This is a genomic window from Actinoplanes oryzae (genome assembly GCF_030757795.1).
In the GTDB taxonomy this organism is placed as follows: domain Bacteria; phylum Actinomycetota; class Actinomycetes; order Mycobacteriales; family Micromonosporaceae; genus Actinoplanes.
In genome coordinates, this window is sequence record NZ_JAUQWH010000023.1 from 24,599 (window position 1) to 49,875 (window position 25,277).

23 protein-coding genes are annotated in these 25,277 nt (G+C 74.1%); 10 read left to right on the forward strand and 13 right to left on the reverse strand.

All coding sequences use genetic code 11. The features are described 5' to 3' along the window. Nucleotides 1–39: 39 nt before the first annotated feature. The 4 genes from RBH18_RS10770 to RBH18_RS10785 are packed head-to-tail and all read left to right on the forward strand — an operon-like array spanning nt 40 to nt 4,658. Nucleotides 40–1,119, forward strand: a complete 1,080-nt coding sequence (locus RBH18_RS10770; RefSeq protein WP_306206377.1) for a BMP family ABC transporter substrate-binding protein — start codon at nt 40–42, stop codon at nt 1,117–1,119. Next, entirely contained in the window at nt 1,109–2,695 is a 1,587-nt protein-coding gene (locus RBH18_RS10775; RefSeq protein ID WP_306206379.1) for an ABC transporter ATP-binding protein, read from the forward strand. Before RBH18_RS10770 ends, RBH18_RS10775 begins: the two co-directional genes overlap by 11 nt. Before the next feature lie 20 nt (nt 2,696–2,715). After that, nucleotides 2,716–3,747, forward strand: a complete 1,032-nt coding sequence (locus RBH18_RS10780; RefSeq protein WP_306206381.1) for an ABC transporter permease — start codon at nt 2,716–2,718, stop codon at nt 3,745–3,747. Then, nucleotides 3,744–4,658: an ABC transporter permease gene (locus RBH18_RS10785; protein WP_306206383.1), complete on the forward strand. Its 915-nt coding sequence runs from the start codon at nt 3,744–3,746 to the stop codon at nt 4,656–4,658. The genes RBH18_RS10780 and RBH18_RS10785 overlap by 4 nt, the downstream gene beginning before the upstream one ends. A gap of 147 nt (nt 4,659–4,805) precedes the next feature. Here RBH18_RS10785 and RBH18_RS10790 read toward each other — a convergent pair whose 3' ends face one another. Then, nucleotides 4,806–5,930 (reverse strand): cytochrome P450, encoded by a 1,125-nt coding sequence (locus tag RBH18_RS10790; RefSeq protein WP_306206385.1) that lies wholly within the window; start codon nt 5,928–5,930, stop codon nt 4,806–4,808. A gap of 192 nt (nt 5,931–6,122) precedes the next feature. Here RBH18_RS10790 and RBH18_RS10795 point away from each other — a divergent pair, with 192 nt between their 5' ends. Continuing rightward, nucleotides 6,123–7,250, forward strand: coding sequence for a DUF1996 domain-containing protein (locus tag RBH18_RS10795; RefSeq protein ID WP_306206387.1), 1,128 nt, complete (start codon nt 6,123–6,125; stop codon nt 7,248–7,250). A gap of 145 nt (nt 7,251–7,395) precedes the next feature. Here RBH18_RS10795 and RBH18_RS10800 read toward each other — a convergent pair whose 3' ends face one another. Together RBH18_RS10800 and RBH18_RS10805 are read right to left on the reverse strand one after the other, a co-directional pair. Continuing rightward, the gene (locus tag RBH18_RS10800) at nt 7,396–8,151 is read right to left on the reverse strand and encodes an SDR family oxidoreductase (protein ID WP_306206389.1); all 756 of its coding nucleotides are present in this window, start codon (nt 8,149–8,151) and stop codon (nt 7,396–7,398) included. Between the two features lie 81 nt (nt 8,152–8,232). Then, nucleotides 8,233–8,985 carry an MmyB family transcriptional regulator gene (locus RBH18_RS10805; RefSeq protein WP_306206391.1) on the reverse strand — a complete coding sequence of 251 codons (753 nt, stop codon included), beginning with the start codon at nt 8,983–8,985 and terminating at the stop codon, nt 8,233–8,235. 373 nt (nt 8,986–9,358) lie between these two features. Between RBH18_RS10805 and RBH18_RS10810 the strand changes: the two genes are divergently transcribed. Beyond that, on the forward strand, nt 9,359–10,126 hold the full coding sequence (locus tag RBH18_RS10810) for an alpha/beta hydrolase (RefSeq protein ID WP_306206393.1): 768 nt from the start codon (nt 9,359–9,361) through the stop codon (nt 10,124–10,126). On the opposite strand, the gene RBH18_RS10815 is transcribed toward RBH18_RS10810, so the two are convergent. Then, nucleotides 10,108–10,743: a hypothetical protein gene (locus RBH18_RS10815; protein WP_306206395.1), complete on the reverse strand. Its 636-nt coding sequence runs from the start codon at nt 10,741–10,743 to the stop codon at nt 10,108–10,110. The genes RBH18_RS10810 and RBH18_RS10815 overlap by 19 nt on opposite strands. Before the next feature lie 58 nt (nt 10,744–10,801). On the opposite strand from RBH18_RS10815, the gene pabB reads away from it, so the two are divergent. Continuing rightward, a complete protein-coding gene (gene pabB, locus RBH18_RS10820) occupies nt 10,802–13,081 on the forward strand; it encodes an aminodeoxychorismate synthase component I (protein WP_306206397.1) in 2,280 nt (759 codons plus the stop codon). Here the strand turns inward: pabB and RBH18_RS10825 are convergent. The 7 genes from RBH18_RS10825 to RBH18_RS10855 all read right to left on the reverse strand — a co-directional run bounded on the left by RBH18_RS10825 (nt 13,029) and on the right by RBH18_RS10855 (nt 18,718). Next, nucleotides 13,029–13,775, reverse strand: a complete 747-nt coding sequence (locus tag RBH18_RS10825) for an aminotransferase class IV (RefSeq protein ID WP_306206399.1) — start codon at nt 13,773–13,775, stop codon at nt 13,029–13,031. The genes pabB and RBH18_RS10825 overlap by 53 nt on opposite strands. A 29-nt stretch (nt 13,776–13,804) precedes the next feature. Then, complete coding sequence (locus tag RBH18_RS10830) at nt 13,805–14,371, reverse strand: hypothetical protein (RefSeq protein WP_306206401.1); 567 nt, start codon at nt 14,369–14,371, stop codon at nt 13,805–13,807. Further along, nucleotides 14,371–15,183, reverse strand: coding sequence for a hypothetical protein (locus RBH18_RS10835; protein WP_306206403.1), 813 nt, complete (start codon nt 15,181–15,183; stop codon nt 14,371–14,373). The genes RBH18_RS10830 and RBH18_RS10835 overlap by 1 nt, the downstream gene beginning before the upstream one ends. Then, nucleotides 15,180–16,142 carry an ABC transporter ATP-binding protein gene (locus tag RBH18_RS10840; protein WP_306206405.1) on the reverse strand — a complete coding sequence of 321 codons (963 nt, stop codon included), beginning with the start codon at nt 16,140–16,142 and terminating at the stop codon, nt 15,180–15,182. Before RBH18_RS10840 ends, RBH18_RS10835 begins: the two co-directional genes overlap by 4 nt. Beyond that, nucleotides 16,139–16,951, reverse strand: a complete 813-nt coding sequence (locus tag RBH18_RS10845) for a zf-HC2 domain-containing protein (RefSeq protein WP_306206407.1) — start codon at nt 16,949–16,951, stop codon at nt 16,139–16,141. The genes RBH18_RS10840 and RBH18_RS10845 overlap by 4 nt, the downstream gene beginning before the upstream one ends. Then, a complete protein-coding gene (locus RBH18_RS10850) occupies nt 16,948–17,463 on the reverse strand; it encodes an RNA polymerase sigma factor (RefSeq protein ID WP_306206409.1) in 516 nt (171 codons plus the stop codon). The genes RBH18_RS10845 and RBH18_RS10850 overlap by 4 nt, the downstream gene beginning before the upstream one ends. Nucleotides 17,464–17,734: 271 nt before the next feature. Further along, the gene (locus RBH18_RS10855) at nt 17,735–18,718 is read right to left on the reverse strand and encodes a methyltransferase (protein ID WP_306206411.1); all 984 of its coding nucleotides are present in this window, start codon (nt 18,716–18,718) and stop codon (nt 17,735–17,737) included. A gap of 129 nt (nt 18,719–18,847) precedes the next feature. Here RBH18_RS10855 and RBH18_RS10860 point away from each other — a divergent pair, with 129 nt between their 5' ends. After that, nucleotides 18,848–19,699 (forward strand): LLM class flavin-dependent oxidoreductase, encoded by an 852-nt coding sequence (locus tag RBH18_RS10860; RefSeq protein ID WP_306206413.1) that lies wholly within the window; start codon nt 18,848–18,850, stop codon nt 19,697–19,699. Between the two features lie 35 nt (nt 19,700–19,734). Here the strand turns inward: RBH18_RS10860 and RBH18_RS10865 are convergent, their stop codons facing one another. Next, complete coding sequence (locus tag RBH18_RS10865) at nt 19,735–21,033, reverse strand: ferredoxin reductase family protein (RefSeq protein ID WP_306206414.1); 1,299 nt, start codon at nt 21,031–21,033, stop codon at nt 19,735–19,737. Nucleotides 21,034–21,150: 117 nt separating this feature from the next. On the opposite strand from RBH18_RS10865, the gene RBH18_RS10870 reads away from it, so the two are divergent. Further along, nucleotides 21,151–21,402: a hypothetical protein gene (locus RBH18_RS10870; RefSeq protein ID WP_306206416.1), complete on the forward strand. Its 252-nt coding sequence runs from the start codon at nt 21,151–21,153 to the stop codon at nt 21,400–21,402. Next, entirely contained in the window at nt 21,369–24,113 is a 2,745-nt protein-coding gene (locus RBH18_RS10875) for a LuxR family transcriptional regulator (RefSeq protein ID WP_306206418.1), read from the forward strand. Before RBH18_RS10870 ends, RBH18_RS10875 begins: the two co-directional genes overlap by 34 nt. Here the strand turns inward: RBH18_RS10875 and RBH18_RS10880 are convergent. Next, nucleotides 24,091–25,167, reverse strand: coding sequence for a ScyD/ScyE family protein (locus RBH18_RS10880; protein WP_306206420.1), 1,077 nt, complete (start codon nt 25,165–25,167; stop codon nt 24,091–24,093). The two genes, RBH18_RS10875 and RBH18_RS10880, sit on opposite strands and share 23 nt — an antisense overlap. Nucleotides 25,168–25,277 lie beyond the last annotated feature (110 nt).

The following is a 25,277-nucleotide window of genomic DNA, read 5'->3' on the forward strand; positions in this document are numbered from 1 at the left end:
CCCTTTACGAGATCGAAATTCGTGAGTTTACTGGTGGGCGTGAGGAGAGCCCTGGGAGCAGTCGCCGCCGGAGCCACGGTCATCGCACTCGCCGCCTGTGTCAGCAACGACGAGACCGCTTCGCCCGTGCCGTCGGCCGGCGGCAGCAGCGGCAGCTCGGGCACGATCCTGCCCGGCGAGCCCGACGTCAACGGCGACGGCAAGGTGATCATCGGGGTGCTCAGCCCCGGCGACATCAACGACAACGGCTACTACGAGAGCTTCGTGGTCAAGGCCGAGGCGTTCGCCCAGCGCCAGGGCTGGACGGTCGTGAAACGCGGGAAGGTACCGGTTTCCGAAGCGCTCACCGCGGCGCGCGCCCTGTGCCAGCAGAAGGCCGACATGGTGGCGATCGGTGCCAGCGAGCTGAAGGACGCGATCCCCGCCTCCGAGGAAGCCGTCTGCGAGAAGACCGCGTGGTACGTGCCCTCGTCCGCCAACGTCCCGCAAACCCCGAAGATCATGCTGTCCAGCGACGACCCCAACCAGTCGATGCTCGTCGCCGGATATGCCGCCGGGCTCCTGATGCAGCCGGCGGGCGCCACGAAGGCCGGCTTCGTCACCGGGCCGGAGGCCGACTTCACGAAGATCGCCTCGGCCGCGTTCCAGGCCGGCATCCGGGAGCTGATCCCGTCGGCGACGGTCGTGACCACGTACACCGGGGACTTCGACGACTCGGGCAAGGCGCGCGAGGCCACGCAGGCGCAGCTGAGCCAGGGCGTCACGACGATCTACCCGTACCTGGGCGGGGCGACCGACGCCGCGACCGCGCTGGCCAACTCCGCCAAGGCCGTCACGCTCACCCCGGGCACGGACCGGTGCGCCTCGACCAGCCCGGCGTTCGACGTGTCGGTGCTGTTCGACCCGGGCGACTACTTCGCGGCGGCGCTCGAGCTCTACGCCAAGGGGCAGCTCGCCATGGGCGTCACCAAGACGTGGCAGCTGGGCGTGGACCCCTATCCGACGGTGAAGCTCTGCCACGGCACCCCCGAGCAGAACGCGAAGCTCGCGGCCTTCATCGCCGACATCGGCAGCGGCACGATCAAGCCGGCGGCCGAGGTGCAGCGGCTTGGCTCCTGACGCGCCGGCCCTGCGCCTGCGGGGCATCACCAAGAGGTACGGCGCCGTGGTGGCCTGTGACGGCGTGGACCTGACCGTCTCGCGCGGCGAGATCCACGGCCTCCTGGGCGAGAACGGCGCCGGCAAGTCGACCCTCATGCGGATCCTCCTCGGCCTGGAGACCCGTGACGCCGGCACGATCGAGCGCGCGGGCCGCCCGGTCGGCGTCACCGGTCCGCGGGCCGCCGCGGCGCTCGGCATCGGCATGGTCCACCAGCATTTCAGCCTGATCGACCCGCTCACCGTCTGGGAGAACGTCATCCTCGGCGACACCGGGCCCGTCCGCCGCGCGGCCGCTGTCGCGTCGGTGCGCGACGTGTCCGCGCGCTACGGGCTGGCGATCGACCCGGCGGCCCGGGTCGGCACCCTGTCCGCGGGCGAACGGCAACGCGTCGAGCTGCTCAAATGCCTGCGCCGGGATCCGGCCGTGCTGGTGCTGGACGAGCCCACGTCGGTGCTGACGGGTGCGGAGTCGGCCGAGCTGTTCGCCGTGCTGCGCCGGGTCGTCGCCGCGGAGCACCGCGCGGTCGTCCTGATCAGCCACAAGCTGCCCGAGATCGCGGCGGCAACCGACCGGGTGACGGTGCTGCGCTCGGGCCGCGTCGTCTTCCGCGGCCCGACCGCCGCGACGACGCCCGGCGAGCTGGCCCGCGAGATGATCGGCCGGTCCCTCGGCGGCGCAACCGGCGGCTCGGCCGGGCTCGGCGCGGCGGTGGGCCTGCTCCCGGCCCCGTCCGCTACCGCCGCTCCGCCGGCCTCCTCGGCCGGCACCTCGTCCTCCGAGGCCGGCTCTCCTGCGGCGTCGTCGGCCGCGGCACTGCGGCTGACCGGCCTCGTCGCGCTTCCCGCCCTGCGCGGCCTGCACCTGGCGGTCCGCCCGGGGGAGATCGTCGGGCTCTACGGCGCCGAGGGCAACGGGCAGAAGATGCTCGGCGACATCCTCAGCGGCCTGGTGGTCCCGGACGCCGGCACGGTCGAGGTGGCCGGCGTGCCCGTCGACCTGCGCCGCCCCGGCGCCCTGCACGACGCGGGCCTCGGCATCGTGCCCGAGGACCGCCACCACGCCGGCGTGGTCGCCGACCTGAGCGTCGCGGACAACCTCGTCATGAACGCTCTGAGCGAGGTGAGCAACCGCGTCTTCCTCAACCGCCGCCGCCTGCGCGCGCGGGCCCGCAGGCTCGCCGACGAGTACGGCATCACGGCCGCGTCGCTCGACGCCCCGCTGCGCAGCCTCTCCGGCGGCAACCAGCAACGCGTCGTGCTGGCCCGCGAGCTGTCGGGCCGCCCGCGGGTGCTGGTCGCCGCCCAGCCCACCCGCGGCCTCGACGTGGGGGCCGTCGAGGACATGTACGCCCGCCTCCGCCGGTGCGCCGACGACGGCGTCGCGGTGCTGCTCGTCTCGACCGAGCTCGAGGAGATCCTGGCGCTCGCCGGCCGGATCGCCGTCATCTCCGCCGGCCGCATCGCCGGGGAGACGCCCACGGCCGACGCCACCCCGGAGCACCTGGGCCTCCTCATCGGCGGCGTCCGCTCATGACTCGCCCGGACAGTCCGCGCGTGCCGCTCGTGGTGCCCGGGACGGCCGCCGTGGCTGTCGTCCTCGCGGTGGCGTTGTCGGGTCTGCTGATCGCCGCCACGGGCGGGTCGCCGGGGGCGGCGTTGCGCGCCCTGATCCAAGGCAGTCTCGGCGACGCGACGGCCGTCAGCACCACCCTCCTCTACGCCGCACCGCTGCTGCTCGTCGCGGTGGGCGCCTGTGTCAGCGCCCGGGCCGGGGCGTTCAACATCGGTCAGGAGGGTCAGGTGCTGGTCGGGGCGCTCGCGGGCGCCGCCGCCGGACTGCGTCTCGCCGTACCGGGGCCGCTGCTCGTCGTGGTCGTGCTGCTCGCCGGGGGACTGGCGGCCGGGGTGTGGGCCTCGCTCAGTTCGCTCATGCACGAATGGCGCGGGGTGGACATCGCGGTGAGCACGCTGCTGATGACCTTCCTGGCGCAGCAGCTCGTGGCGTACGCGGTCACCACGCCCTGGCTGCTGCAGGAGTCGCGGCTCGGGTCGGCCGCCGCGCTGCCCCAGTCGAACAAGGTGCCCGCGGGCGGCCTGCTCCCCTCGGCCGGCGACTACCCGGGGCTGCAACTGAACGCGGGGCTGCTGATCGGCCTGCTCGTGGCGGTGCTCGTGGCCGTGGCACTGCGGCGCACCCGGTGGGGTTTCCGCCTCACGATGACCGGACTCAACCCGGCGGCGGCGCGCCACGCCGGCGTAGCCGTGGGCCGGACGAGCGGGATGGCGCTGGCCGTCTCCGGAGCGCTCGCCGGCGTGGCGGGGGCCGTGCTGCTGACCAGCCCGATCGGCACCAACCGGCTGCAGCCCGGCAGCTCCCTCGGCCTCGGCTGGGACGGGCTGCTCGTCGCCCTCGTCGCCCGCAACCGGCCGCTGCTCGCGATCCCCGTGGCGGCACTGTTCGCGATGCTGCGCTCGGGCGGCGGCTTCCTCGCCGCGACGGGCGTGCCGTCCTACCTGGTCGACGTCGTGAAGGCCCTGCTCACCCTCGCCTTCGTGGCCCCGGCCGTGGTGCGGGGGCGGGCGTGAGCTTCGGCGGCGATCTGGAGACGATCCTGTCCAGCGGCATCCGGCTGACGGCACCGCTGGCCCTCGCGGCGTGCGGGGAATACCTGGCCGAGCGGGCGGGCACGCTCAATGTCTCGGTCGAGGCGATGATGCTCGGCGCCGCGTTCGGGTCGATCGCCGTCGCGGACGTCACGGGCAGCGCGGCGACCGGCCTGCTCGGCGGCGTCGTGATCGGTGCGCTCATCGGGATCGTGCACGGTGTGCTCACCTACCGGGTGCAGGTGAACACCTTCGTCACGGGGCTGGTGCTCAACGCGCTCGTGCTCGGCCTGACCAGCTATCTGATCACCGCCGGCGAGCTGGGCAGCCACCACGTCGCCCAGGTCAGCGTGCCGCTGCTGCGCGATCTGCCGCTGGTGGGCGAGCCGCTGTTCGTCCAGCGGTGGCCGGTCTATCTGCTCGTCGTGCTCGTTCCGCTCACCTGGTGGCTGGTGGAACGCAGCCGCTGGGGCCTGGAACTGCGCGCCGCCGGCGAGAACCCCACGGCGGCGGACATGACGGGCATCCGCGTCAACCTGCGCCGCGGGCAGGCCCTGCTCTGGTGCGGTGCCCTCGCGGGCCTCGGCGGCGCCTACCTCGCGGTCGGCGAGGTCGGCTCCTTCAACCAGAACATGACGGCCGGCCGCGGCTACCTCGTCATCGCCGCCGTCATCTTCGGCGGCTGGCGCCTCGGCCGTACGCTCGCCGGCTGCGCGCTCTTCGGCCTGGCCGACGCCTCCCGCCTGGCCCTCCCGGCGCTCGGCCTCACCGTCAACTCCCAGCTGCTCGTCTCCGCGCCATACCTGCTCGCCCTGGTCGCCATGCTGCTCTTCACCACCCGCCACCGCCGCCCCGGCGCCCTCGCCCAGCCCTTCCGCCGCCACGCCCAGTAAGGCCCGCCGCCACGCCCGGTAGGGCCCGCCGTGTGGAGCAGGCATCGCCGCGCGGCTCGGCCAGGAAGCGCGCGGGACCTCCGCGGCCGTCACCCCGAGCTCCCCGGCTGCTTCTCGGCCCCCGGCGGCGCGGTGCAGCCCGGCGATCTATGCCGGCGTCCGGACCACGTCCAGGCGCACGAGGCCGCGGTGCATGAGATTGGGTACGTACGGCGCCTCGAACCCGTCGGCGAGCCGGAGCCCGGGCAGGCGCCGGGCGAGCGTGGTCAGCGCGGTGTGCGCCTCCAGCTTGGCCAGCTGGGCGCCGACGCAGTAGTGGATGCCCCGGCCGAACGACAGGCTCGGCTCGGCGGGGGCGTCGTGGTTGGCGGAGCCGATGACCGCGAAGACCTGGGCGCCGGCGGGGATGCGTACGCCGGAGAGCTCGGTGTCGTGCACCACCTTGCGGAACGAGCCCTGCACCGGCGGGTCCCGCCGCAGCGTCTCCTCGATGATCGTGTCCACGTCCCCGGGCCGGGTGAGCATGCGCAGCAGGGCGCTGCCGATCAGGTTGGCGGTCGTCTCGTGGCCGCCGAAGATGAGCGTGAGCAGCAGGCTGACCAGCTCGGGCGTCTCGTAGGTCAGCAGGTCGCTGAGCAGGTCGTCGCCCGGGGCGGCCCGCCGGTCCTCGACCAGGGCGGCGAGGTAGCGCTCGAAGGCGACCGAGCCGTGGGCGGCCGCGCGCTGCCGCTCCGGCGTCACGTCGAACGACGTCAGCGTCTTGAGCTCCTCGGTCCAGGCGCGCACCCGATCGGCGTCGGCGGGCGGGATGCCGAGCATTTCACAGATCACGCGCAGTGGGAGGGGGAGGGCGTACGCGGCCATCAGGTCGGTGTCCGGGCCGGCGGCGATGTCGTCGATCAGCTCGTCGGCGATGGCCTGGATCCGCGGGGCGAGCTGCCTGACGCGGCGCGGCGAGAAGGCGGCGGCGACCAGGGCGCGGGACCGTCCGTGGTCGGGCGGATCCTCGTTCAGCAGGACCTTCAGCTCGGGGTGGCCTCCGGCCAGGATCTCCCGTACGCCGTCCGCGGCGACCAGCGGCGTCCGGATCAGGAAGTCGTTCGAGAACCGTTCGGCGTCACCGAGCACGGTCCGCACATCGTCGTACCGGGTGACGACCCACACGCCGAACGCGTCGGCGTAGGTCACCGGGGCCTCGTGGCGCGCCCGCTCGTACAGGGGATAGGGATCCGCCACGTGGGCCGGGGAGAAACGGTCGAACTCCAACGCCATGCCCGCCTCCGACATCGACAGTGATCGCCGTCAGCGTAGCGGTCGCCGGATAACACTTTCCCGCTCAGGTGTGGCCTGACGGCTCGTTCCCGGCCGACGTCCAGCCCTTCCCCGCGCCCGGCCCTGCCCAGCCCGGCGGCTCGGTGCATACCATTCCGGCTGCTCGTCGTGTCGCCTCGCTGGGGAGAGCCCGTGTCGTTCCGCCGTCTCGTCCGTGCCGGGGTGGGTGCCCTCCTCGTCGCCGGGTGCAGCACCACGCCCTCCGCCTCGCCCTCCCCGGTTCCGCCGCCTTCCGTGTCCTCCGCTCCTTCCGTGTCGGTCGTCCCGTCAGCGGCCGCGCCGTCCCGGTCGCCGTCCCCGTCGCCGTCGGTCTCGCCGTCCGCGTCGGCCCCGAAGTCCGCGGCGGCTGCGGTGGCCGCCGCCGGGGGCTGGGTGCCGGTCGACCGGGCGGCGTGGCGTGCCCAGGTCGCCGCCTTCGAGGCCACCGAGCCCGATCCCGCCCCGGCCGACGCGGGCAACCTGCCGGAGTTCCGCGCCGACTGCACGTACAGTCACCGCAAGGCGGACGACCCGATCGTCTTCCCGGGCCTGCCGGGCGCGTCGCACATGCACTCCTTCGTCGGCAACAAGGCCGTGGACGCGGACACCACCGCCGGCGATCTGCAGAAGTTCACGGCCACCACGTGCAAGCCCTCGGTGGACCACTCGGCCTACTGGGTGCCGACGCTCTACGACAACGCGACGGGCAAGCCGGTGGAAACGACGGGCTTCCGCGTCTATTACCGCTCGCTGCAGAACACCTCGGCCGGCCAGATGCCGATGCCCAACGGCCTGCGCATGATCGCCGGCGACGCGAAGAAGAAGGTGCCCACCCCGCGCGGCGCCCAGGGCCAGTTCTACTGCGCCTTCTACGGCCCCGGCGACATCGACGGCATCGCCCGCAGCACGAACGGCAACTGGCCCATCTGCGGCGGCGACGCGACCCTGCACTATCAGATGCGTTTCCCGGACTGCTGGGACGGCAAGCACCTGGACAGCCCCAACCACAAGGACCACGTCGCCTTCGGCAGCGGCAACGCCTGCCCGGCCGACCACCCGATCAAGATCCCGTCGCTGACCTTCGACATCCAGTACGGCGCCAAGGGCTCCCAGGCCGGCTACTACCTCTCCTCCGACCCTCAGGGCAAGAGCGCCTCCTCCATGCACGGCGACGCCTTCATCTCCTGGACCACCAAGGCCATGAACCAGCGCGTCAAGAACTGCATCGTCCAGCGCCGGACCTGTAACAACGACGGCTACGACCCCTTCTCGTACAACTGACCCGTCCGCGGCGGCACGGCGGCACACGACCAAGCCGGGCCCGGGTGCCGCCGGGCCGATCGCATTGCGGCGACCGGCCCGGTCCTGCCGCCTGCCCCCGGGCGCGGCCGTTCCGCGACGGGGTCGCGGTGGGCGGGGTGGCCGGTCAGGCGGTCGGGTGGACGACGAGTTCGCGGATGTGGACGTGGGGCGGGCGGGCCGTGGCGTCGGCGATGGCGTCGGCGATGTCGGTGGCGGCCAGGGTGGTCATCCCCGCCTTGTGGGCTTGGAGCATCTCGCGCCATTCGTCGTGGGCGATGCGGTCGCCGAGCTCGCTGTCGGTGACGCCGGGTTCGACGTTGGTCACCCGGAGACCGCGGGGGCTGAGCTCCACCCGCAGGCTCGCGGCCAGGGCGCTGACCCCGGCCTTGGTGGCGGAGTAGACGTTGAAGCCCGGGGAGAACTGGCGGGCGCCCAGCGAGGAGACGATGACCAGGTCGGCGGGGCGCCCGGCGTCGGCCGAGGCGAGGAGGGCGGGGAGGAAGGCGCGGGCGGTGTCGAGGACGCCCATCATGTTGAGGGTGAGCATGTGCTGCCACTCGTCGCGGCGGCCCTCGGCGAACGGGGAGACGAGCATGATGCCGGCGTTGGCCACGACCAGGTCGGCGGGGCCGAAAGTCGCGGCGACGGTCCGGGCGGCGGCGTCGAGCTGGGCCGGGTCGGTCACGTCGACGGTCAGGGGCAGGGCGGCGTCGCCGAGGGTGGCGGCCAGGGCCTTGATGCGATCGCTGCGGCGGGCGAGCAGGGCGACGCGGGCGCCGTCGGCGGCCAGGCGGGTGGCCGTGGCGGCGCCGATGCCGGAGGAGGCGCCGGTGATCACCGCGACGCGGCCGGCGAGCGGCTGGGGGTCGTACGGGGGCATGGGTCTGGCCTTTCTGGTTCGGATGGGAACCAGTCAAGCCGTCTCCGGGCGGGGCAGGCAGATACAAGGTGTATGCCCCGGTCAGCCGTGCAGGAACACCAGGTACTGGTCGCGGCCCGGGATGTCGGAGACCTCGCAGGTGACAGTGGTCTGCCGGATGCGTACCTCGGTGGCGTCGGGCACGGTGTCGCGCAGGAAGCCGACCGGTTCCTCCCGCCAGATCGCGGCGAACCGCGGGCTTCCGGCGAGGAGCGAAGCCACGAGGGACGCGGTGACGGGGTCGTCCGGATAGCGGGCGAGGGCGCCGCGCAGCCGGGCGGCCGCGAAGCGGGAGAGCGCCGCGAGGTCCGGGGAGCCCCACACGTCGTCGCCGTCGGCGGGCAAAAAGTGCCGCCGTGCGAGGTTCTGGCCCGGGGCGACGTCGAGCAGCGCGCCGGCCGCCTTGTTCTGGCCGATCACGTCGAGGCGGGCGCTCAGGACGAGGACCGGCACCGGGTCGAGGCCGTCGACGAGGCGGCGGGTGCGCTCACTGAGCTCGGTCGAGGGCGTCGCCGGCCGCGGGGGCACCTGCGCCGCCAGCTCGAACACGTGCTGCGTCTCGCCGGCGTCCAGGCGCAGCGCCCGGGCGATCGCCGCCAGCACGTCGGGCGACGGTTGCGCCCCGCGCGCCTGCTCGATGTTGGTGTAGTGGATCTCGGAGATGTGGGCGAGCTCCGCCACCTCGACGCGGCGCAGGCCGGGCGTGCGCCGGTTGCCCCGCGGCAGACCGAGCGCGCCGGGGTCGAGCCGCTCGCGCCGGGAGCGCAGAAAGTCGCCCAGCGCCGCCCGATGCACGATCCCATCGTGCCACGGGCCGTTCCCGGCGGGCGCGCAGCCCGGCCGCGGCAGTGGTACGCCGCGGGCCCTCCGCAACCGTGACAGACAGGCCCGATCACCCGGGCGAGCGCGGGTCACGTCTGCCGGTAGAGGCATCATCGGGGCACGTGGCGCGGGCGACCCCGCCGCCGTCGGCCGACGCGCTCGGGGCGTTTCCGGGGTTCTTGTGTAGAGTGACGACGAGCCCCGGATGGGCCGAGACGAGAGGGCAGTCACTTCAGCCGCCGCTGGCGGGACGCGCGTTCGGCGTGGGCCCGTTCGCCGGTCGAGCCCATCCGGAGTCCGGTGCTCTCGCTGTCGTGTCTGTCGTTCGCACCGACGAGAGGACACGATGGGCAGCAATCTCGACATCACCGTCTATCCCGCGCACGAGCGCTTTCCCGGGCCACGGCCGGCCGTGCTGGTGCTGCCGGGCGGCGGATACCGGTTCCACGCCGAGCACGAGGGCGAGGGTTACGCCCGGTGGCTGAGCGGGATCGGGCTGGACGCGTACGTGCTGCGATATCCGCTTCCGGGAGAACACCCGTTTCCCGCGCCACTCGTGGCCGGCCGGGAGGCGCTCGCCTGGATCCGGGGACGGGGGCATGAGCGGGTCGGCGTCATCGGGTCCAGCGCCGGCGGCCATCTCGCCGGGCTCCTGGCGACCGGGACCGTGCTGCCCGGCGAGGACGTGACGCCGCCCCGGCCCGACTTCGCCGTTCTCGCGTACGCCGCGGCGGATCTGAACCTGCTGCCGGATGCGCCGGTCGGGTTCATTCTCGGCGGCCGCATGGAGTTGCGGGACGCGTTGTCGCCGGCGTTGCAGGTCGACGCGCGGACCTGCCCGACGTTCCTGTGGGCCACCGCCGAGGACCCGCCCGGCTTCCCGAGCTCGCTCGCCTTCGCGTCGGCGCTGTTCGCCGCGGGTGTTCCGGTGGAGCTGCACATCTATCCGCACGGCCGGCACGGGCTCGGGCTGGCGAACGGGGTGCGTTACGGCGACCACGGCGACCTGCACGTCCCGCACACGGCACGGTGGGCGGAGGCGTGCGAGGCCTGGCTGGCTCAGCTCGGCGACGGCCGGCCGCAGGACCGGGAGGGTCAGCCCGCGGGCGGCTGAGCCCAGGGGTCGGCCGCCGGGATGCTGCCGGTGTGCGGGTCCAGGTGGCGCTGGACCGGGACGTCGGCGGCGGGCTGCGGCACGGGCACCGGCACGTAGACGTACTGCGGGCGCTGCCGTTCCTCGATGTAGCGGGTCGTGGACGGCAGCGTCAGCAGGATCAGCGCGGCGAGGACCGCGAGCAGGGTCACCGCGTGGAGCAGGCTGGTGCCGAGGCCGTACGCGGCGGGGGTGATGCTGGCGAACACGCTGTCGCCGGCGGAGGACGACGGGCCGTGGAAGCTGTCCGGCAGGGAGCCCAGGCCGCCGCAGAAGAGGAACAGACCACCCATGACGTACGTCGTCAGGCGCGCGTTCCTGCGGCCGTGCCCGTTGAGGACGGCCAGCACAGCGGCGAAGCCGGCCAGGCAGATGTCGAGCGTCGCGGTGACGAGGCTGCCGAAGCCGGAGCCGGTGTCGCCGTTGTAGGCGTCGCGGTAGACGCTCAGGCCCGTGTTGGTGAAGATCAGCTCCACGACGGCGTGCAGCAGGGCCAGCCCCGCGACGCCGTAGAGCAGCGCGCCCGAGATGCGCACCCCGGCCGGCGACGGCACGGGCATCGGTGCTGCTGGATGCATGGCTGACAACCTAGACCAAGCGGCGGTCGTTAGGGTTGCGGGGGAGAAGAAGGGCACGATGCGGACACTGATCGTCGACAACTACGACTCGTTCACCTGGAACCTGGCGCACCAGCTCGCCGAGGTGAACGGCAGCGAGCCGGTGGTCGTCCGCAACGACGACCCGGGCTGGCATGCCGGGCTGCTCGACGGCTTCGACAACGTCGTGATCTCGCCGGGGCCGGGGCGGCCGGGCCGGGAGCGGGACTTCGGGATCAGCCGGGAGGTGATCCTCGACGGCCGGCTGCCGACGCTCGGGGTGTGTCTCGGGCATCAGGGCATCGGCGAGCTGCTGGGCGGGGTGGTGGACCTCGCGCCCGAACCGCGGCACGGGCGGCGTTCGCCGGTGCGCCACGACGGGAGCGGGCTGTTCGCGGGGATTCCGTCGCCGTTCGAGGTGGTGCGCTACCACTCGCTCGCGGTGACGGAGCTGCCGGCGGAGCTGATCCCGGTGGCGTGGTCGGACGACGGGGTGCTGATGGGCGTACGCCATCGGGACCGGCCGTTGTGGGGTGTGCAGTTCCACCCCGAGTCCATCCGGACGGAGTACGGGCACCAGCTGCTCGCCAACTTCCGTGATCTGACGCCTCGACGCGTCGCGGCACCTCCCATACAGCACGAAATAGTAAATAAATCGGGTGCCGCGACGATCCGGAGTGAGCGGATAGCCGTCGATGTCGACGCGGAGGCGGTGTTCGACACGCTGTTCCGCGGCGGCGACCACCCCTTCTGGCTCGACAGCAACGCCGGCCCGGGCGTGTCGATCATGGGCGACGCCTCCGGGCCGCTCAGCCGGGTGGCCCGCGCCGACGTCGCCGCCGGCACGGTCACGGTCGCCGGCGCCGGACGCTCGGAAACGGTCACGAGCGGCTTCTTCGACTGGCTCGACGCCGACCTGCGCGCGCACCGGGCCGAGCCGGACGCCCCGCTGCCGTTCGACTTCGCGCTCGGCTGGGTCGGCTACCTGGGCTACGAGCTCAAGGCGGAGTGCGGCGCCCGCCCCGGCCACCGCTCGCCGCACCCCGACGCCGTGCTGGTCTTCGCCGATCGCGCGGTGGTCGTGGATCACCGGGACGGCGCCGTCCACCTGCTGACGCTCGACCATCCCGGCGCCGGCGACTGGCTCGCGGACACCGGGACGCGCCTGCGCGCTCTCGCGGACGCCAGGACGCGCCAGCGCGCTCTCGCGGACACCGGGACGCGCCCGCGCGCCCTCGCGGCCCGCCCGGCGGACGCGGTGCCTCGGCGCGACATCACGCTGCGGCACGACCGGGACACGTACCTGGGGCTGATCAAGGAGTGCCAGGCAGCGATCCACGAGGGCGAGACGTACGAGATCTGCCTCACCAACATGCTCACCGTCGCCGGGGCGGTGCCGCCGTGGGCCGCGTACCGGGCGCTGCGCCGGGTGAGTCCCGCGCCCTTCGGGGCGTACCTCGGCTTCGGTGACGTCGCCGTGCTGAGCGCCTCGCCGGAGCGCTTCCTGCGGGTGGACGCCGCCGGCCGCGCCGAGAGCAAGCCGATCAAGGGCACCCGGCCGCGCGGCGCCACCCCGGAGGCCGACGACGCGCTCCGGCACGACCTGGCGACCAGCGAGAAGGACCAGGCCGAGAACCTGATGATCGTCGACCTGGTCCGCAACGACCTGGGCCGGGTCGGCCGGCCCGGCACGGTACGGGTGCCGCGGCTCTTCGACGTGGAGAGCTTCGCCACCGTCCACCAGCTCGTCAGCACCGTGGTGACCGAGCTGCGCCCCGGGGCGAGCGCCGTCGACTGCGTCCGCGCGGCGTTCCCGGGCGGCTCGATGACGGGCGCCCCGAAGCTGCGCACGATGGAGATCATCGACCGGCTCGAGGGCGGCCCGCGCGGCGTCTACTCGGGCGCGCTCGGCTATTTCTCCCTCACCGGGGCCGCCGACCTGAGCATGGTCATCCGCACGCTGGTCGTGGCGGGCGACCGGGCCACCTACGGCGTGGGCGGCGCGATCATCGCCCTCAGCGACCCGGCCGCCGAGTTTGAGGAGACCGCCGTCAAGGCCACCGGCCTCCTGCGCCTGCTGCGAACCGACTTCCCCGGCCGCGTCACCAGGCCTCCTGCGGACCCTCCGGCGGGTGTCACGGCGCCCCCGGCTGACCTCCCGGCCGGGGTCGCGGCGCCCCCGGTTGACCCTCCGGCCGGGGTCACAGCGCCGCCGGCGGACCCTCCGGCCGCTGTCACGGCGCCCCCGGTGGACCCTCCGGCCGGGGTCACAACGCCTCCGGCGGGATCCGGAGGTACGCCGCAGCCAGCGCCCCGATGATCGGATGCCCGGCGTCGTACGTCACGTCGTCGATCGCCGCGAGCGCGCGGACCCCGCTCGCCGCATTCGTGGCGAAGGCGGCGTCCATGCCCGTCAGCTCCGCGCGCCGCACCGGGACCGGGTCCTCCCGCCGCAGCAGTCGCATCGTCACCCCCGCCAGCTGCTCGGCACGCGGCCAGATGACGCTGTTACCGCGCACGAACCCGACATTCCACGTGCCGCCCTCGCTGACCAGCCCGTCCCGGCCGACGAAGAGCGCATCGTCATAGCCGTCCTCCTGCGCCGCCCGCCGCAGCCGCAGCACCGGGAACAGCCCGACGCTCTTGATCCCCGGGGCATCCCGCTCGTACGCCACCGTCCGCACCCGCAGCGGAGCAGCCGCCGCCGGTCCCGCCGCCCGCCGGGTCACCAGCACCCGCGGCCGCCCGGCCCGCACCGGGTGCCCGATGTCGAGATCCGGATCAAAAACGGTCACCCGCACGGTGACCGCGTCCTGCCCCGCGACTTCCCGCCGCACCTGGTCCCGGACGGCATCCAGGTCGAGCCCGGCCCCGAACAGCGCCCGGCAGTCCCGCGCCAGCCGCTCCAGATGCAGCGCCAGCCCCCGCACGCCCCCACCCTCCACCCGGAACGTAGTGAAATGCCCGTAGTTCGTGAGCGCCAGCGCCCGCAGCTCGCCGTCGGTGACCGTCATGCCGCCATTCTCGCGAAGGGGGAGATGTCTCATCGTGACCGCCGGCGCCGGGCCGGGTCGCGCAGGCCGCGCGTCGCCACGGCGAGGGCGGCCAGGGCGACCAGGATCCACGCGCGGCGCCCGGCCAGGAGCGGCGTCGTTTCCGCGGTGAGCACCAGCAGGGCCAGCGCGCCGCCGGCGGTGAGCCCGGGGTCCGTGCGGAGGCCCGTCCACAGGCCCGCCGCGCAGGCCACGGCCGTGAGCGCCGCCGCTTCGACGGCCAGTTCCGCCCACGGCAGATCCCGTACGCGCGTGGACTGCACGCAGGCCAGCAGCAGCCAGCCGCCGCCCAGCACGGTCAGCGCACAGGCCGCCGGGGCGAGCCGGCGCGCCCACCGTGGCCGGGGAGTGGCGTCGTGGACGGCCGCTGCCTGATCGCGCAGCGCCGCCGCAACCGCCGCCGCCAGCACGACGTCGATCCGCCGGGCCGCGGACAGCGTGCCGGCGGCGTCGTCCGCCGATCCCGTCGCTGCGGCGAGGGCCGCGATGCCCGCTGCGAGCGCCGTCGCCGCGGCCAGCCAGGAGGGTCGGGCGAGGCGCCACCGGTACGCGGCCATCAGCCGAGTTGGAGCAGGGCGGCGGCGCCCGTCGCGACGGCCACGATTGCCGCGGCGAGCACCAGCCGGCGGCGCGGGCCGGCGCCGCGGAGCAGGGCGGCGAGGCCGGCGAGGACCCCCAGCCCCAGCAGGTACGCCAGGTGCCACATCTCCTGGCCGAGCGGCTGGCGCGGGAGCATGCCGTTCTCCCCGGCGAGCCACACCGGCCACGGCGCGAACCACGTGCGGGCCGGGACCACGGCCGACTCGGAATAGGCGTACAGGCCTATCGTGCCCGCCCACAGCACGGCCGCGACCAGAGGCAGCGCACCCGGCCGGAGCAGCCACCGCGCCACCGCGATGCCGAGCAGGCCGGCGCCCAGCACGAGCGCCGGCAGTTGCAGGTACTCCAGCACTGTCCGCTGGTAGACGCCGTCGCCCTCCCGGACGTTCGTGGCGGCGGTGAACCGCCCGATCGCCAGCAGTGCCAGGGCGCCGGCCAGGCCGACGGCGACGGGTCCCCGCAGCAGCCCGACGACAGCGGCGGCGGTGCGTTGCCGGTCGCCGAGCGGCGTGCAGTCGAACGGGTCGCGCACCCGGCGGCGATAGGTGGCTCCGGCCACCCGGTTCGCCGCGACGACGGTGACCGGCGCGTAGACCAGCGTCACCATCAGGAACAGGAGCACGAACGCGAAGTTCCAGGGCGGGCCGGTCTCGTCGTTGACGATTGCCGCGATCGCGAAGGAGGCCGGCAGGAGCAGGCCGATGAAGTACGCCGGGTGGCGGAGCATGCGCCGGGCCTCGACGGCGCCGAGCTGGCCGATCGCGGTCATCGCGCCGCCGCCTCTCCGGTCCGCTCGTCCGAGTCCGCATTCGCGCCCGCAGCTGCGTCCGCGCCCGCCTTCGTGCCCGCGTTTGTGTCTGCCGCCGCGTCTGCCGCCGCGTCTGCCGCCGCGTCGGCGCCCGTCAGGAGGAGGTAGCCGTCCTCGACGGTGGCCTCGACGAGGCGGGCGCCCGGCGGCGGGGTCCCGACCTGGTGCAGGGCGCCGTTGCTGGTGCGCCACGCGAGCCGGGCGCCCGGCTCGCGCCGGTCCGCCGTCCACACCCGGCCGGCCGCGGTGGCGGCGAGGCTGTGCGGAGGCCCGTCGAAGCGGACCCGCCCGCCGTGCAGCACCAGGACCCGCGGGCAGAAGGCGGAGATGTCCTCGGTCTGGTGCGTGGACATCACGACGCAGCGGTCCTCGGCGAGGGCGGAGACGGTGTCCCGGAAGCGGAGGCGCTGCTCGGGATCGAGACCCACGGTCGGCTCGTCGAGCACGAGCAGGTGGGGATCGCCGAGCAGGGCCTGGGCGATGACGACGCGTTGCTTCATGCCGCCGGAGAGGCGCCGGATCCGCCGGTGCGCGACCGGGGTGAGACCCGCGAGCTCCAGCACCCGGCGTACCTCATCGTGACGGGCGCGCCTGTCGGTCAGCTCCTTGAGGATGGCGACGTAGTCCACGTATTCGAAGGCGGTGAAGCCGCTCGGGAAGCCGATCTCCTGCGGCACGTAGCCGAGGCGGCGCCGGATCTCGGTGCGCGCGGCCGGGCGGCTCGCGTCGTGGCCCAGGAGCTCGACGCGGCCGGTGTCGGGGGCGGAGACGGTGGCGAGGATGCGGAGCAGGGTGGTCTTGCCGGCGCCGTTCGGCCCGAGCAGGCCGCAGATGCCGGTGCCGGCCCGCATCGTGATCGCATTGAGCGCCGGACGCCGCCCGTAGCTCTTCGTGACGTCGGTCAGACGGATTCCAGTCATGAGAAACTCCTCGTACGGAGGATGCTGACGCCGGCGACGACGGCCACGCCGGCGACGACGATCAGGGACAGCAGCTGGACGCCGGGCGTGAAGGCGTTGAGCGCCGACCCGGTGTGCAGCCGGGCGGCCAGCACGAAGCCCGACCACAGCGCCGACAAGCCGGCCACGGCCTGCCACGCGCCGAGGAACCGCTCGGCGACCAGGCCCGACGCGGCCAGGGCGAGCCCGGGCAGCAGCCACAGCACCGCCGCCGTGAGGTGCGGGAGCACGAGGCCGCCGACGACCAGCAGGAGCGCGGTCATCGGCAGCACCGGCAGGCACCGCAGCAAGGCGAGGCGCAGCCGCGGGTACGGCGTGGCGGCGACGACGTCGTGCATGGCGAAGGTGCCCGGGCCGTAGGCGAGCGCGACCCCGGTGAGCGGTGCGAGCGGCGCCACGGTCAGGAACCAGGTCTCGACGCCGAGCCCGCCGCTGTCCCGGCCGAGCAGCGCGAACGCGGCGACCAGCGAGCACCCGGCGACCCAGGCGCGCCGGGCTGCCGAGGCCCCGGCCGCGAGCCGTGCGGCCGACGGCGAGAGCCCGAGAAGGGTCAGGAGACGTTCGAACATCGACAGCCGGGGCCGATCCAGGATGTCCACCGTGGCCGCCCATGCGCGCTCGAGCAGCGCGGCATCGGCGTACGCGGAGACCGCGGCCCGGCAGCCGGCGCACCTGATCAGATGTTGCTCCACGGAGGCCGCCACATCGCGGCCGAGCCGGCCGCCCGCATAGGCGGCCAGCAGTACTTCGTCCGCGTGCCAGGCGGTCATGACAGCGCCTCCCTCAGCAGGGTGCGGGCACGGGCCATCCGGGTCTTGACCGTGCCCTGGGGGATGTGGAGGAGCCGGGCGGCCTCGCGGGTGGTGAGCCCGTCCAGGACGGTCGCCTGGACCACCGCGTGCAGTTCGGGGGAGAGCCCGTTGAGGGCGGTGCCCAGGTCGGTGTACTCGACGCCGATGAGGACCTGCTCCTCCGCCGACGCCACGACGGGGTCGGCGGCGCCGGTCAGCGGCCCGCACGCCGGCCGCTTCGCGATGAGATCGACGAGCCGGCGGACGGCGATGCCCCACAGCCACGCGGCCACATCGCCGTCGCCCCGCCAGCGGCCCGCCCCGCGCCAGGCCGCCACGAACGTGTCCTGCAGCGCCTCGGCCACCACGTCGCCGTCGGCGCACCGCCGCCGCAGTCGCACCTGCAACCATGGGGCGTGCCGGGCGTACAGCTCAGCCAGCCCGTCCCGGTCCCCGGCGGCGATCGCGGTCAGCAGCTCGGTGTCGTCCACAACGTTTCCTCCTCGGAACGTTCTGAACTGTCTGTCCGCCACCGGCCGCGATCGGTTCAAGGTCGCCCTCCCCGGCTGCCACCGGCGCGGTCCCCGTCGCGGTCTCATGCCCGGGTTGTCGGCGCGGGCGGCCGCCCCGGCTCACGGTCCCGCGCCGCCGGCCCGGCCCGTGCACATGCGCGGGATCCGGGACGGTGGCTCAGGCAAGGACGGTGGCTCAGGCGGGGACGGCGGCTCAGGCAAGGACGGCGGCTCAGGCAAGGACGGTGGCTCAGGCGGGGACGGCGGTGATGAGGCCTGACGGCGCGGGGAGGGGCAGGTGGCCGGTGCCGCGCCAGCCGGTCTCGGTCAGCCAGGCGGTCACCTCGTCCACCTGGTAGAGGTCGCCGCCGCTGATGACGAGGAATTCGCCGGCGCCGAAGCGGGCCGACGGGTGCGGGGCCTGTTCGGTGCGCCACCAGTCGACCAGCAGCAGGATGGTGTCCGGGGCGGCGGCCGCGTGCAGGCGCCGGAACAGCTCGGTGATGCGGTCCGGCGGCAGCAGGTGGACGAGGTTGGCGACGAGGATCGCGTCGTGGCCCTCCGGCAGGGGCTGGTCGAAGACGTCGGCGCCGACCGCGGTGAGGCGGGGCACCGCCTGGCCCGCCACGGTCGCCGCCACCTCGGGCAGGTCGACGAGGGTGGCCCGCAGACCCTCGTGCGCGGCCAGGATCGCCCGGGCGAACGTGCCGTACCCGCCGCCCACGTCGAGGAGGCGCCGGTGCCGGCCGAAGTCGTACGCCCGGGTGAGGTCCGCGGCGGTCTCGGCGGTGACCAGCGCGACCGCCGACTCGTACGCCTCGGTCTGGGCCTTGTCGAGGGCCGGCCGGCTGCCCTGCCTGGTGCGGAAGACCTCGGTGGCGTGGTCCCAGGCGGGGTAGCTGACGGTGTCCCAGTAGCGGGCCAGCGGGCGCAGGTCCGCGGGGCCGCGCCCGGTGAGGAAGGCCTCGGTGTCGGGCGCGGTGCGGAAGGCGAGCCCCTCGCGGATCAGCAGCCCGGCCTCGGCGAGCAGGTCGGCCATCGCGCGGGCGCTGCGCTCCGGGATGCCGCAGCGCGCGGCCAGCTCGGCGGGGGTGGCCGGCTCGGGGCCGGCGGCGGCGAAGAGACCGAACTCGACGGCCGCGAACATGGTCTTGGAGAGCATGTAACCGCAGTAGAGATCGATGATGCGCGCCGGTCCGGGCGGGCCGTCCGGCGACTCGAAGACTCGGGGCATGGCCCTCAGTGTCCTGTTCGGATGCCCGAGCGTACCGCTGCGTCGGGTAATCGACAGACGGGCTTGAACGCGTTGGGCATGATCCTCGTTGATTGCGGAAGCAAGAATCTAGTCGCGAGGAGCGCTCTCTTGAAGATCGGCATCGGCATTCCGAACCAGATCGCCAACGTGGACCCGGCCGTCATTCCCGAGTGGGCACGGCGGGCCGAGGCGGCGGGCTTCTCGACCCTCGGCACGGTGGGCCGGGTCGCTTTCCCGGGCGTGATGGACACGGTGGCGCTGGCCGCCGCGGCGGGGGCGACCTCGACGATCGGGCTGTTCTCCAATGTGCTGCTCGCCCCGGTGTGGCCGCCCGTGCTGCTGGCCAAGGAGCTGGCGGGCATCGACGGCGTCTCCGGCGGCCGGCTCACCCTGGGCCTGGGCATCGGCGGGCGGGCCGACGACTTCGTGGTGCCCGGCCTGCCCATGAAGGGGCTCGGCAAGCGGTTCGACGCCGACCTGGCCACCTACTTCGACGTGTGGGACGGCAAGCCCCTCGAGGGCAGCGAGCAGCCGGGCGTGCCGGCGGGCACCCGGCGCATCCCGCTGATCTTCGGCGGCTTCTCGCCGGCCACGTTCGCCCGGGCGGCGCGGCTGGGCGAGGGCTATGTCGGGGCGTCGGTCCCGGCCCCGTACGTGGCACCCGCCTTCGACGGCATGCGGGCCGCCTGGAAGGAGGCCGGCCGCGCGGGTGACCCGCACTTCAAGGCCATCGGCTACTTCACGTTCGGCGACCTGGAGGTGGGCAAGCGGAACGTGCACGAGTACTACAAGATCACTCCGGACTTCCTCGACGCCGTGCTCGGCGGCATCGCCCACGGCCCGCAGGGCGTCAAGGAGATGCTGAAGTCCTTCGAGGACCTGGGCACCGACGAGTTCATCTTCAACCCGACGACCTTCGACCTCGACGAGATCGACCGCCTGGCCGAAGCGGTCCTCTGATCCGATGGTGACGGGCCCGGCCCGGGCCGGGCCCGTCACGCCGCCATGCGGAAGCGCTCGGTGTGGATCTGCGCCCTGGGCACCCGCAGCTCACGCAGGGCGGCCAGGACCGCGACGGTCATGCGCTCCGGCCCGCAGAGGTAGACGTCCCGCTCGGCGATGTCGGGCACGAGGGCGGCGAGGGCCGCGGCACCCAGCGGACGATCGCTGGTGGGACCGTCGAGGACGTGCAGCCGCGCACCCCGGGCCCGGGCCAGCTCCTCCAGCTCGCCGAGGAGCACGGCGTCGCTGCGGGACCGGACGCGGTAGAGCACGGTCACCGGCCCGGTCAGCTCCTCCAGCAGCGCCCGGATCGGCGTGACACCGATGCCACCGGCGATCAGCAGGGTGCCCGGGCGCGTGCGATGGGCGGCGGTCAGGGCACCGTACGGGCCCTCGGCGAACACCCGCGTGCCCACCGGCAGGTCGCGCAGGCCCGCGCTGGTCGTCCCGATGCCCTTGGCGGTGAGCCGCAGCGACGTCCCCCGGGGCGCGGCCGACAGCGACCACGGGTTGACCTGCCACCACGGGTTGTGCCCGGGGAAGCGCCACAGCATGAACTGCCCGGCGCGCGCGGGCAGCCGGTCGAGGTGCCGCCCGGTGACGTGCACCGACACCACGTCGCCGGACTCGGGGACCACGGCGGCGACCCGGAAGCGGTGCCGGGCGTTGCGCAGCACGGGCAGGACGATCCGGCCGGCGACCAGGGCCACCAGGGCGAGGGTCCAGAGCAGCCACCAGTACGCCCGGGACCACGACGACACGGTGAAGGTCGTGAGCTCGGTCAGCTGGTGCAGCAGCGCGAGCACCACGACCGCGTAGAGCACCAGGTGCACGGCGTGCCAGGCCTCGTACGAGAGCCGGCGGCGCACCCACCGGGCGGAGCTGATCACGACCACCGTGAGCAGCACGAAGGCGACCATGCCGAACAGCACCGGCACCGACCCGGCCAGGCTGAGCACCTGCGCTGGGATCGACTGCCGGTCCAGCCGCGCGAAGCCGGCCACGATGAACGACACGTGCAGCACCAGGATCCAGTAGAGCGTGAAGCCGCCCCACCGGTGCAGCGTGGTCAGCCCGTCCATGCCGAGCCGCCGGTCGAGCCACGGCAGCCGGGCCAGCACCACCAGCTGGAAGATCATGATCAGCGCGACGTGCAGCCCGAGGAACCGGCCGATCGTGATCAGCGTGTTCTTCTCCGGCACGTCCGCCGTGGCGAACGAGACCCACACGAAGACGAGGTTGAGGCCGAGCGCTCCGAACAGCACCAGCCGTGCCCGAGTCGCAGCAGACATGGTCGGAGCGTCCCACCGCCGCCTGATCGACAGCATCGGCCGGGTAGGTATACGTAGGCCGTTCCGCGGCCCGGGATGCAGCCGGTCGAGCAGCGAAGATACGCAGGTGTTGCCCATGTGCCGGGGCGCGCGCCCGCCGACGATGGATACATCGACGGCGACGAGGAGACCACGATGTTCCTGCACCCCGACCACCTGCTGACCCTGGCCGACCAGCGCCACCGGGAGCTGATCGAGGAAGCCGACCGGCACCGGCTGCTGAGCGTGGCGCGGCGGGCGCGCAAGGCCCGGAAAGTCCCCGCCGTGCGGGGGCGGCCCGCCGGTACCCTGGCGTCGTGCGACCCTTCCGCGGCGGTGCCGGCCCGGTGATGATCGGGCGCGAGGGCGAGCTGCGCCGGCTGGTGCGGCTCGCCTCGTCCCGTGCCCCCGCGGTGGCGATCGTCGCCGGGGAGCCGGGCATCGGCAAGACCCGGCTGGTGCACGAGCTGCTGGCCACCGTGCCTCCGGAGACGGTCGTGCTGGTCGGGCAGGCCGAGCCCGGGTCGCTGGCCCGGCCGTACGAGGTGCTGCTCGACGCCCTCGACGGCCGCCCGGAGGTGGGCGAGGAGCAGCTGGCCGCGCTGGCGGAGCCGGGGCGCAGCCCGGTCGAGCGCCTGCACGCGGGGCTGGCGCTCGTGGCGGAGCTGATCGGGGACGCGCCGGCGGTCGTCGTCTTCGAGGACCTGCACTGGGCCGACTCGGAGAGCGCCGCGCTGTTCGAGCGGATCGCCGACCAGCACGGGCCCCGGCTGCTCATCGGCACCTACCGGCCCGACGAGGTGTCCGGCCGGCGGCCCGTCGCCGGGCTGCTGGCCCGCATGGAGCGCCGGCACACCGTCACGCACGTGCGGCTGGACAGGTTCACGCCGGCGCAGACGGCCGCGTTCCTGGCGGCGGCCACGGGCGCCCCGGCGCCGATGCGGGCGGCGACGGCGCTGCACCACCGGACGGGCGGCAACCCGTTCTTCCTGGAGGAGCTGCTGCGGGCGCTGCCCGGCTACGACGTCGAGGCCCTGGTCGAGCAGCCGTTGCCGTGGAGCCTGGCCGAGGTGCTGCGCCGGCAGATCGACGAGCTCGACCCGCTCGGCCACCGGATCGCCGAGGCGGCCACCGTGCTCGGCCAGCGGATCCCGTTCGACCTGCTCGCCGACGTGACCGGGACGGGCGAGGACGAGCTGATCGCCGTCCTGCGCGACCTGGTCACCCGGGGCGTGCTGACCGAGTCCGGCGAGGACGAGTTCGCGTTCCGGCACGCGCTGGTGCGCGAGGCGATCGCCGGGCAGCTGCTCGGCCGGCAGCGCCGCCGGCTGCACGAGGCGGCGCTGGAGGCACTGCTGCGCGCGGGCAACTCGGACCCGGCGATGGTCGCGCATCACGCGCGGGGCGCCGGCCGGTACGACGACATGGTCGCCGCCGCCCGCCGCGGCGCCGCGCTCTACCAGTCCATCGGCTCGGCCTACCAGGCGCTGCAGCTGGCGGAGCTGGGCCTCGACGAGGTGCCCGACGACGCCGAGCTGCTCGGCGCGGCGGCCCGGTCGGCGTGGCTGGCCGGCCTGCTGGAGGACGCCCTGCGCTACGGCCGGCGCTGGCGCGACCTCGCCGGCTCCACCACCGACCGGGCCGAGGCGCTCTACCTGCTGGTCCGCATCGCCTGGGAGTCCCGCGACCCCGGCGCCATGCGCGCGCTGACCGAGGAGATCGAGGCGCTCATCGCCGAGCTGCCCCGGGGCGCCGACCAGGCGCGGGCGATGACCGCGATCGCCCAGTCCGCCTATCTGCGCGACGAGTTCGACGCCGCGCTGCGCTGGTCCGGGCAGGCGCTGGCGCTGGCGGAGGAGCTCGACCTGCCGTCGGTCCGGCTGGCCGCGCGGCTGGAGCAGGGTTCGACGCTCGCCGAGAGCCCGCGGACGCTGGACGAGGGCCGGGAGATCCTGTCCGCCGTCGTCGACGAGGCGGAGAAGACGGGGGAGTGGGTGCTGGCCGCCCGTGCCCTGGAGATCCTGGTGCAGGGCGTGCCGCCGACCACGCCGGCCGAGCACGCCGAGACGCTGGAGCGTATGCGGGTCGACGCCGAGCGCGCCGGGTTCGAGGCGCTCGCCGTGGCGACGTACTTCCAGGGCCGCGCCCGGCTCGCCCTGCGCACCGGCGACCTGCCCGCCGCGATCGCCGCGCTGGAGGAGGGGCGCGAGCAGGACCGGGCGTACCGGCGCTGGGGCCGCTGGGCCGACTATCACGGGCACTTCCTCGCCGGGCTGCTGCTGGAGGCCGGCGAGCTGGACCGGGTCGAGGCGATCATCGCCGACCTGGTGGCCCTGCCCTCCAATGTGGCCACGTCCATCCCGGGGCTGACGTTCCATCTGGCCTGCCGCCGCGGCGACGCGGACCGGGCCGGGGCCGCCCTGACGCAGCTGCTCGCGGCGGTGGCCGACCAGACGTGGCGCAGCGGTCAGCAGGCGCACGACCTGGTCTCGGCCGCGCTGGAGCTGGGCCTGCCGGCGGACCGGCTCGACGCGGCGGTCGCCGTCCTGCTCGACGCCGAGGTGTGGGACGCCTACCGCACGCTGGTCGAGTCGCAGGTCGCGGAGGCGCACGGGCGGCATGCCGAGGCGCTCGCCGGGTATCTGTCCGTCACCGAGGCGCACATCCTCGGCCCGGCGACCCGCGGCACGGTGCACGTCGGCGCCGCGCGTTGCCTGCTCGCCGCCGACCGGCGCGCGGAGGCGACGGCGCACGTGCAGGAGGCGGAGCCGCTGCTGGCGCGCTGGCGGGGCTGGCGGGTGGCGCAGCTCGAGCAGGTGCGCGCGCGGCTGGGCCTGGCCCCGGCCGACGCGCCGCCGGCCGTGACCGGGCCGGCGGCGCTGACGCCCCGGGAGCGGGAGGTGGCGGTGCTGATCGGTGACGGGCTGACCAACTCGGAGCTGGCCCGGCGCCTCTACATCTCGCCGCGCACCGCGGCTGTCCACGTCTCCAACATCTTGCGCAAGCTCGGGGTGTCCTCCCGTACGGAGGTGCCGGTCGCTATCGGAATGCCTTCGGACTGACGTCGACGAGGCGCCCGGCCTTGGCGATGCCGAGGAAGGACGCGATGCTCCACGACGACGCGTAGAGGTGCCCGTTCACGTACCGCAGGCCGGTCGGCATGGTCACCGCCGCGTGCGTGGTCCGGCCGTGGTCGACCCTGGTGAGCCGGCCGACGGTGGACGGGTCGAAGCCGGGCGGCGGTTCCTCGCCCGGCGGCGCCCCGAAGAGGACCTCCGACGCGTAGATCGTGCCACGCGGCGTCACGGCGATGCCGGTCAGCGAGGTGAAGCCCGGCCACTTGTGGACCACCCTGCCCGTACGCCCGTCGAGCTGGTAGATGACCGCCGCACCGGGCTGCTCGGCGCCCAGCGTGGACACGTAGACGTACCTGCCCCGCACGGCGACGCCGGTCGGGACGGAGTCGCAGCCCACGGTGCCCGGGTTGGCCTGCGCGCCCGGGGCGAGGCATTCCTTCGTATGCGGGTTCGGCGGCACGAAGAACGTCGACACCCGGCCCGTACGCGGGTCCACGCGCAGCACGTCGTTGGCGCCGCCGTCGGAGACCAGCAGGCCCCACTTCGTCCACGTGACGCTGAACGGGTTCGACAGCGCGTCGTAGGGCTGGTTCTTGTCGTCGAACTGCCGCTGGCCGTCCGGGTTGTGCTTCAGCTCGTACGCCATCAGGTCGGCCAGCACCCGGACGTGCTTGCCGGTGCGATCGGCGACCAGCAGCGCGCCGGCCGGATACTTCGCGCCCGGCACCGGCTCCCCGCCGAGCAGCACGTAGATCTTGCCGCCGTGCGCCGCCACGCCGGACGGCGCCGCGAGGCCGGTGATGATGGTCTTCTGCTTACCGGTCCTGAGGTCGACCGTGGTCACCTCGCCGGTGTCGCCCTCCGCGACGACCGCGGTGCGCGGCGACAGGAGGTCCAGCCCGTACGGCCCGTCCAGTCCCGTCGTGATCGTGCGGACCGGCGCCGCGGGGTGCCCGGCCGACGCCTGCGCCGGGAACCCGGCGAGCAGCACGAGCACGCTCGCACCCACGGCGAGGCCGGCTCTTCTTCTCGTTCCCATTCCTCCCACCTGCCATCTCCTCGATTTCCGCCAACGTAGGAAGCGCCGCGTGGGGGGAACAACCGGTCGATCGGCCCGTGATTACCGGACTGTTGCGCCGGGGTTACCGC

Excerpts from the sequence above, each read along its gene's own strand:
- RBH18_RS10835 (WP_306206403.1), bottom strand. The coding sequence starts at position 15,183 with ATGACCGCGATCGGCCAGCTCGGCGCCGTCGAGGCCCGGCGCATGCTC.
- RBH18_RS10880 (WP_306206420.1), bottom strand. The coding sequence starts at position 25,167 with ATGGGAACGAGAAGAAGAGCCGGCCTCGCCGTGGGTGCGAGCGTGCTC.
- RBH18_RS10845 (WP_306206407.1), bottom strand. The coding sequence starts at position 16,951 with ATGACCGCCTGGCACGCGGACGAAGTACTGCTGGCCGCCTATGCGGGC.
- RBH18_RS10825 (WP_306206399.1), bottom strand. The coding sequence starts at position 13,775 with ATGACGGTCACCGACGGCGAGCTGCGGGCGCTGGCGCTCACGAACTAC.
- RBH18_RS10810 (WP_306206393.1), top strand. The coding sequence starts at position 9,359 with ATGGGCAGCAATCTCGACATCACCGTCTATCCCGCGCACGAGCGCTTT.
- pabB (WP_306206397.1), top strand. The coding sequence starts at position 10,802 with ATGCGGACACTGATCGTCGACAACTACGACTCGTTCACCTGGAACCTG.
- RBH18_RS10790 (WP_306206385.1), bottom strand. The coding sequence starts at position 5,930 with ATGGCGTTGGAGTTCGACCGTTTCTCCCCGGCCCACGTGGCGGATCCC.
- RBH18_RS10830 (WP_306206401.1), bottom strand. The coding sequence starts at position 14,371 with ATGGCCGCGTACCGGTGGCGCCTCGCCCGACCCTCCTGGCTGGCCGCG.
- RBH18_RS10865 (WP_306206414.1), bottom strand. The coding sequence starts at position 21,033 with ATGTCTGCTGCGACTCGGGCACGGCTGGTGCTGTTCGGAGCGCTCGGC.
- RBH18_RS10800 (WP_306206389.1), bottom strand. The coding sequence starts at position 8,151 with ATGCCCCCGTACGACCCCCAGCCGCTCGCCGGCCGCGTCGCGGTGATC.
- RBH18_RS10840 (WP_306206405.1), bottom strand. The coding sequence starts at position 16,142 with ATGACTGGAATCCGTCTGACCGACGTCACGAAGAGCTACGGGCGGCGT.
- RBH18_RS10815 (WP_306206395.1), bottom strand. The coding sequence starts at position 10,743 with ATGCATCCAGCAGCACCGATGCCCGTGCCGTCGCCGGCCGGGGTGCGC.
- RBH18_RS10855 (WP_306206411.1), bottom strand. The coding sequence starts at position 18,718 with ATGCCCCGAGTCTTCGAGTCGCCGGACGGCCCGCCCGGACCGGCGCGC.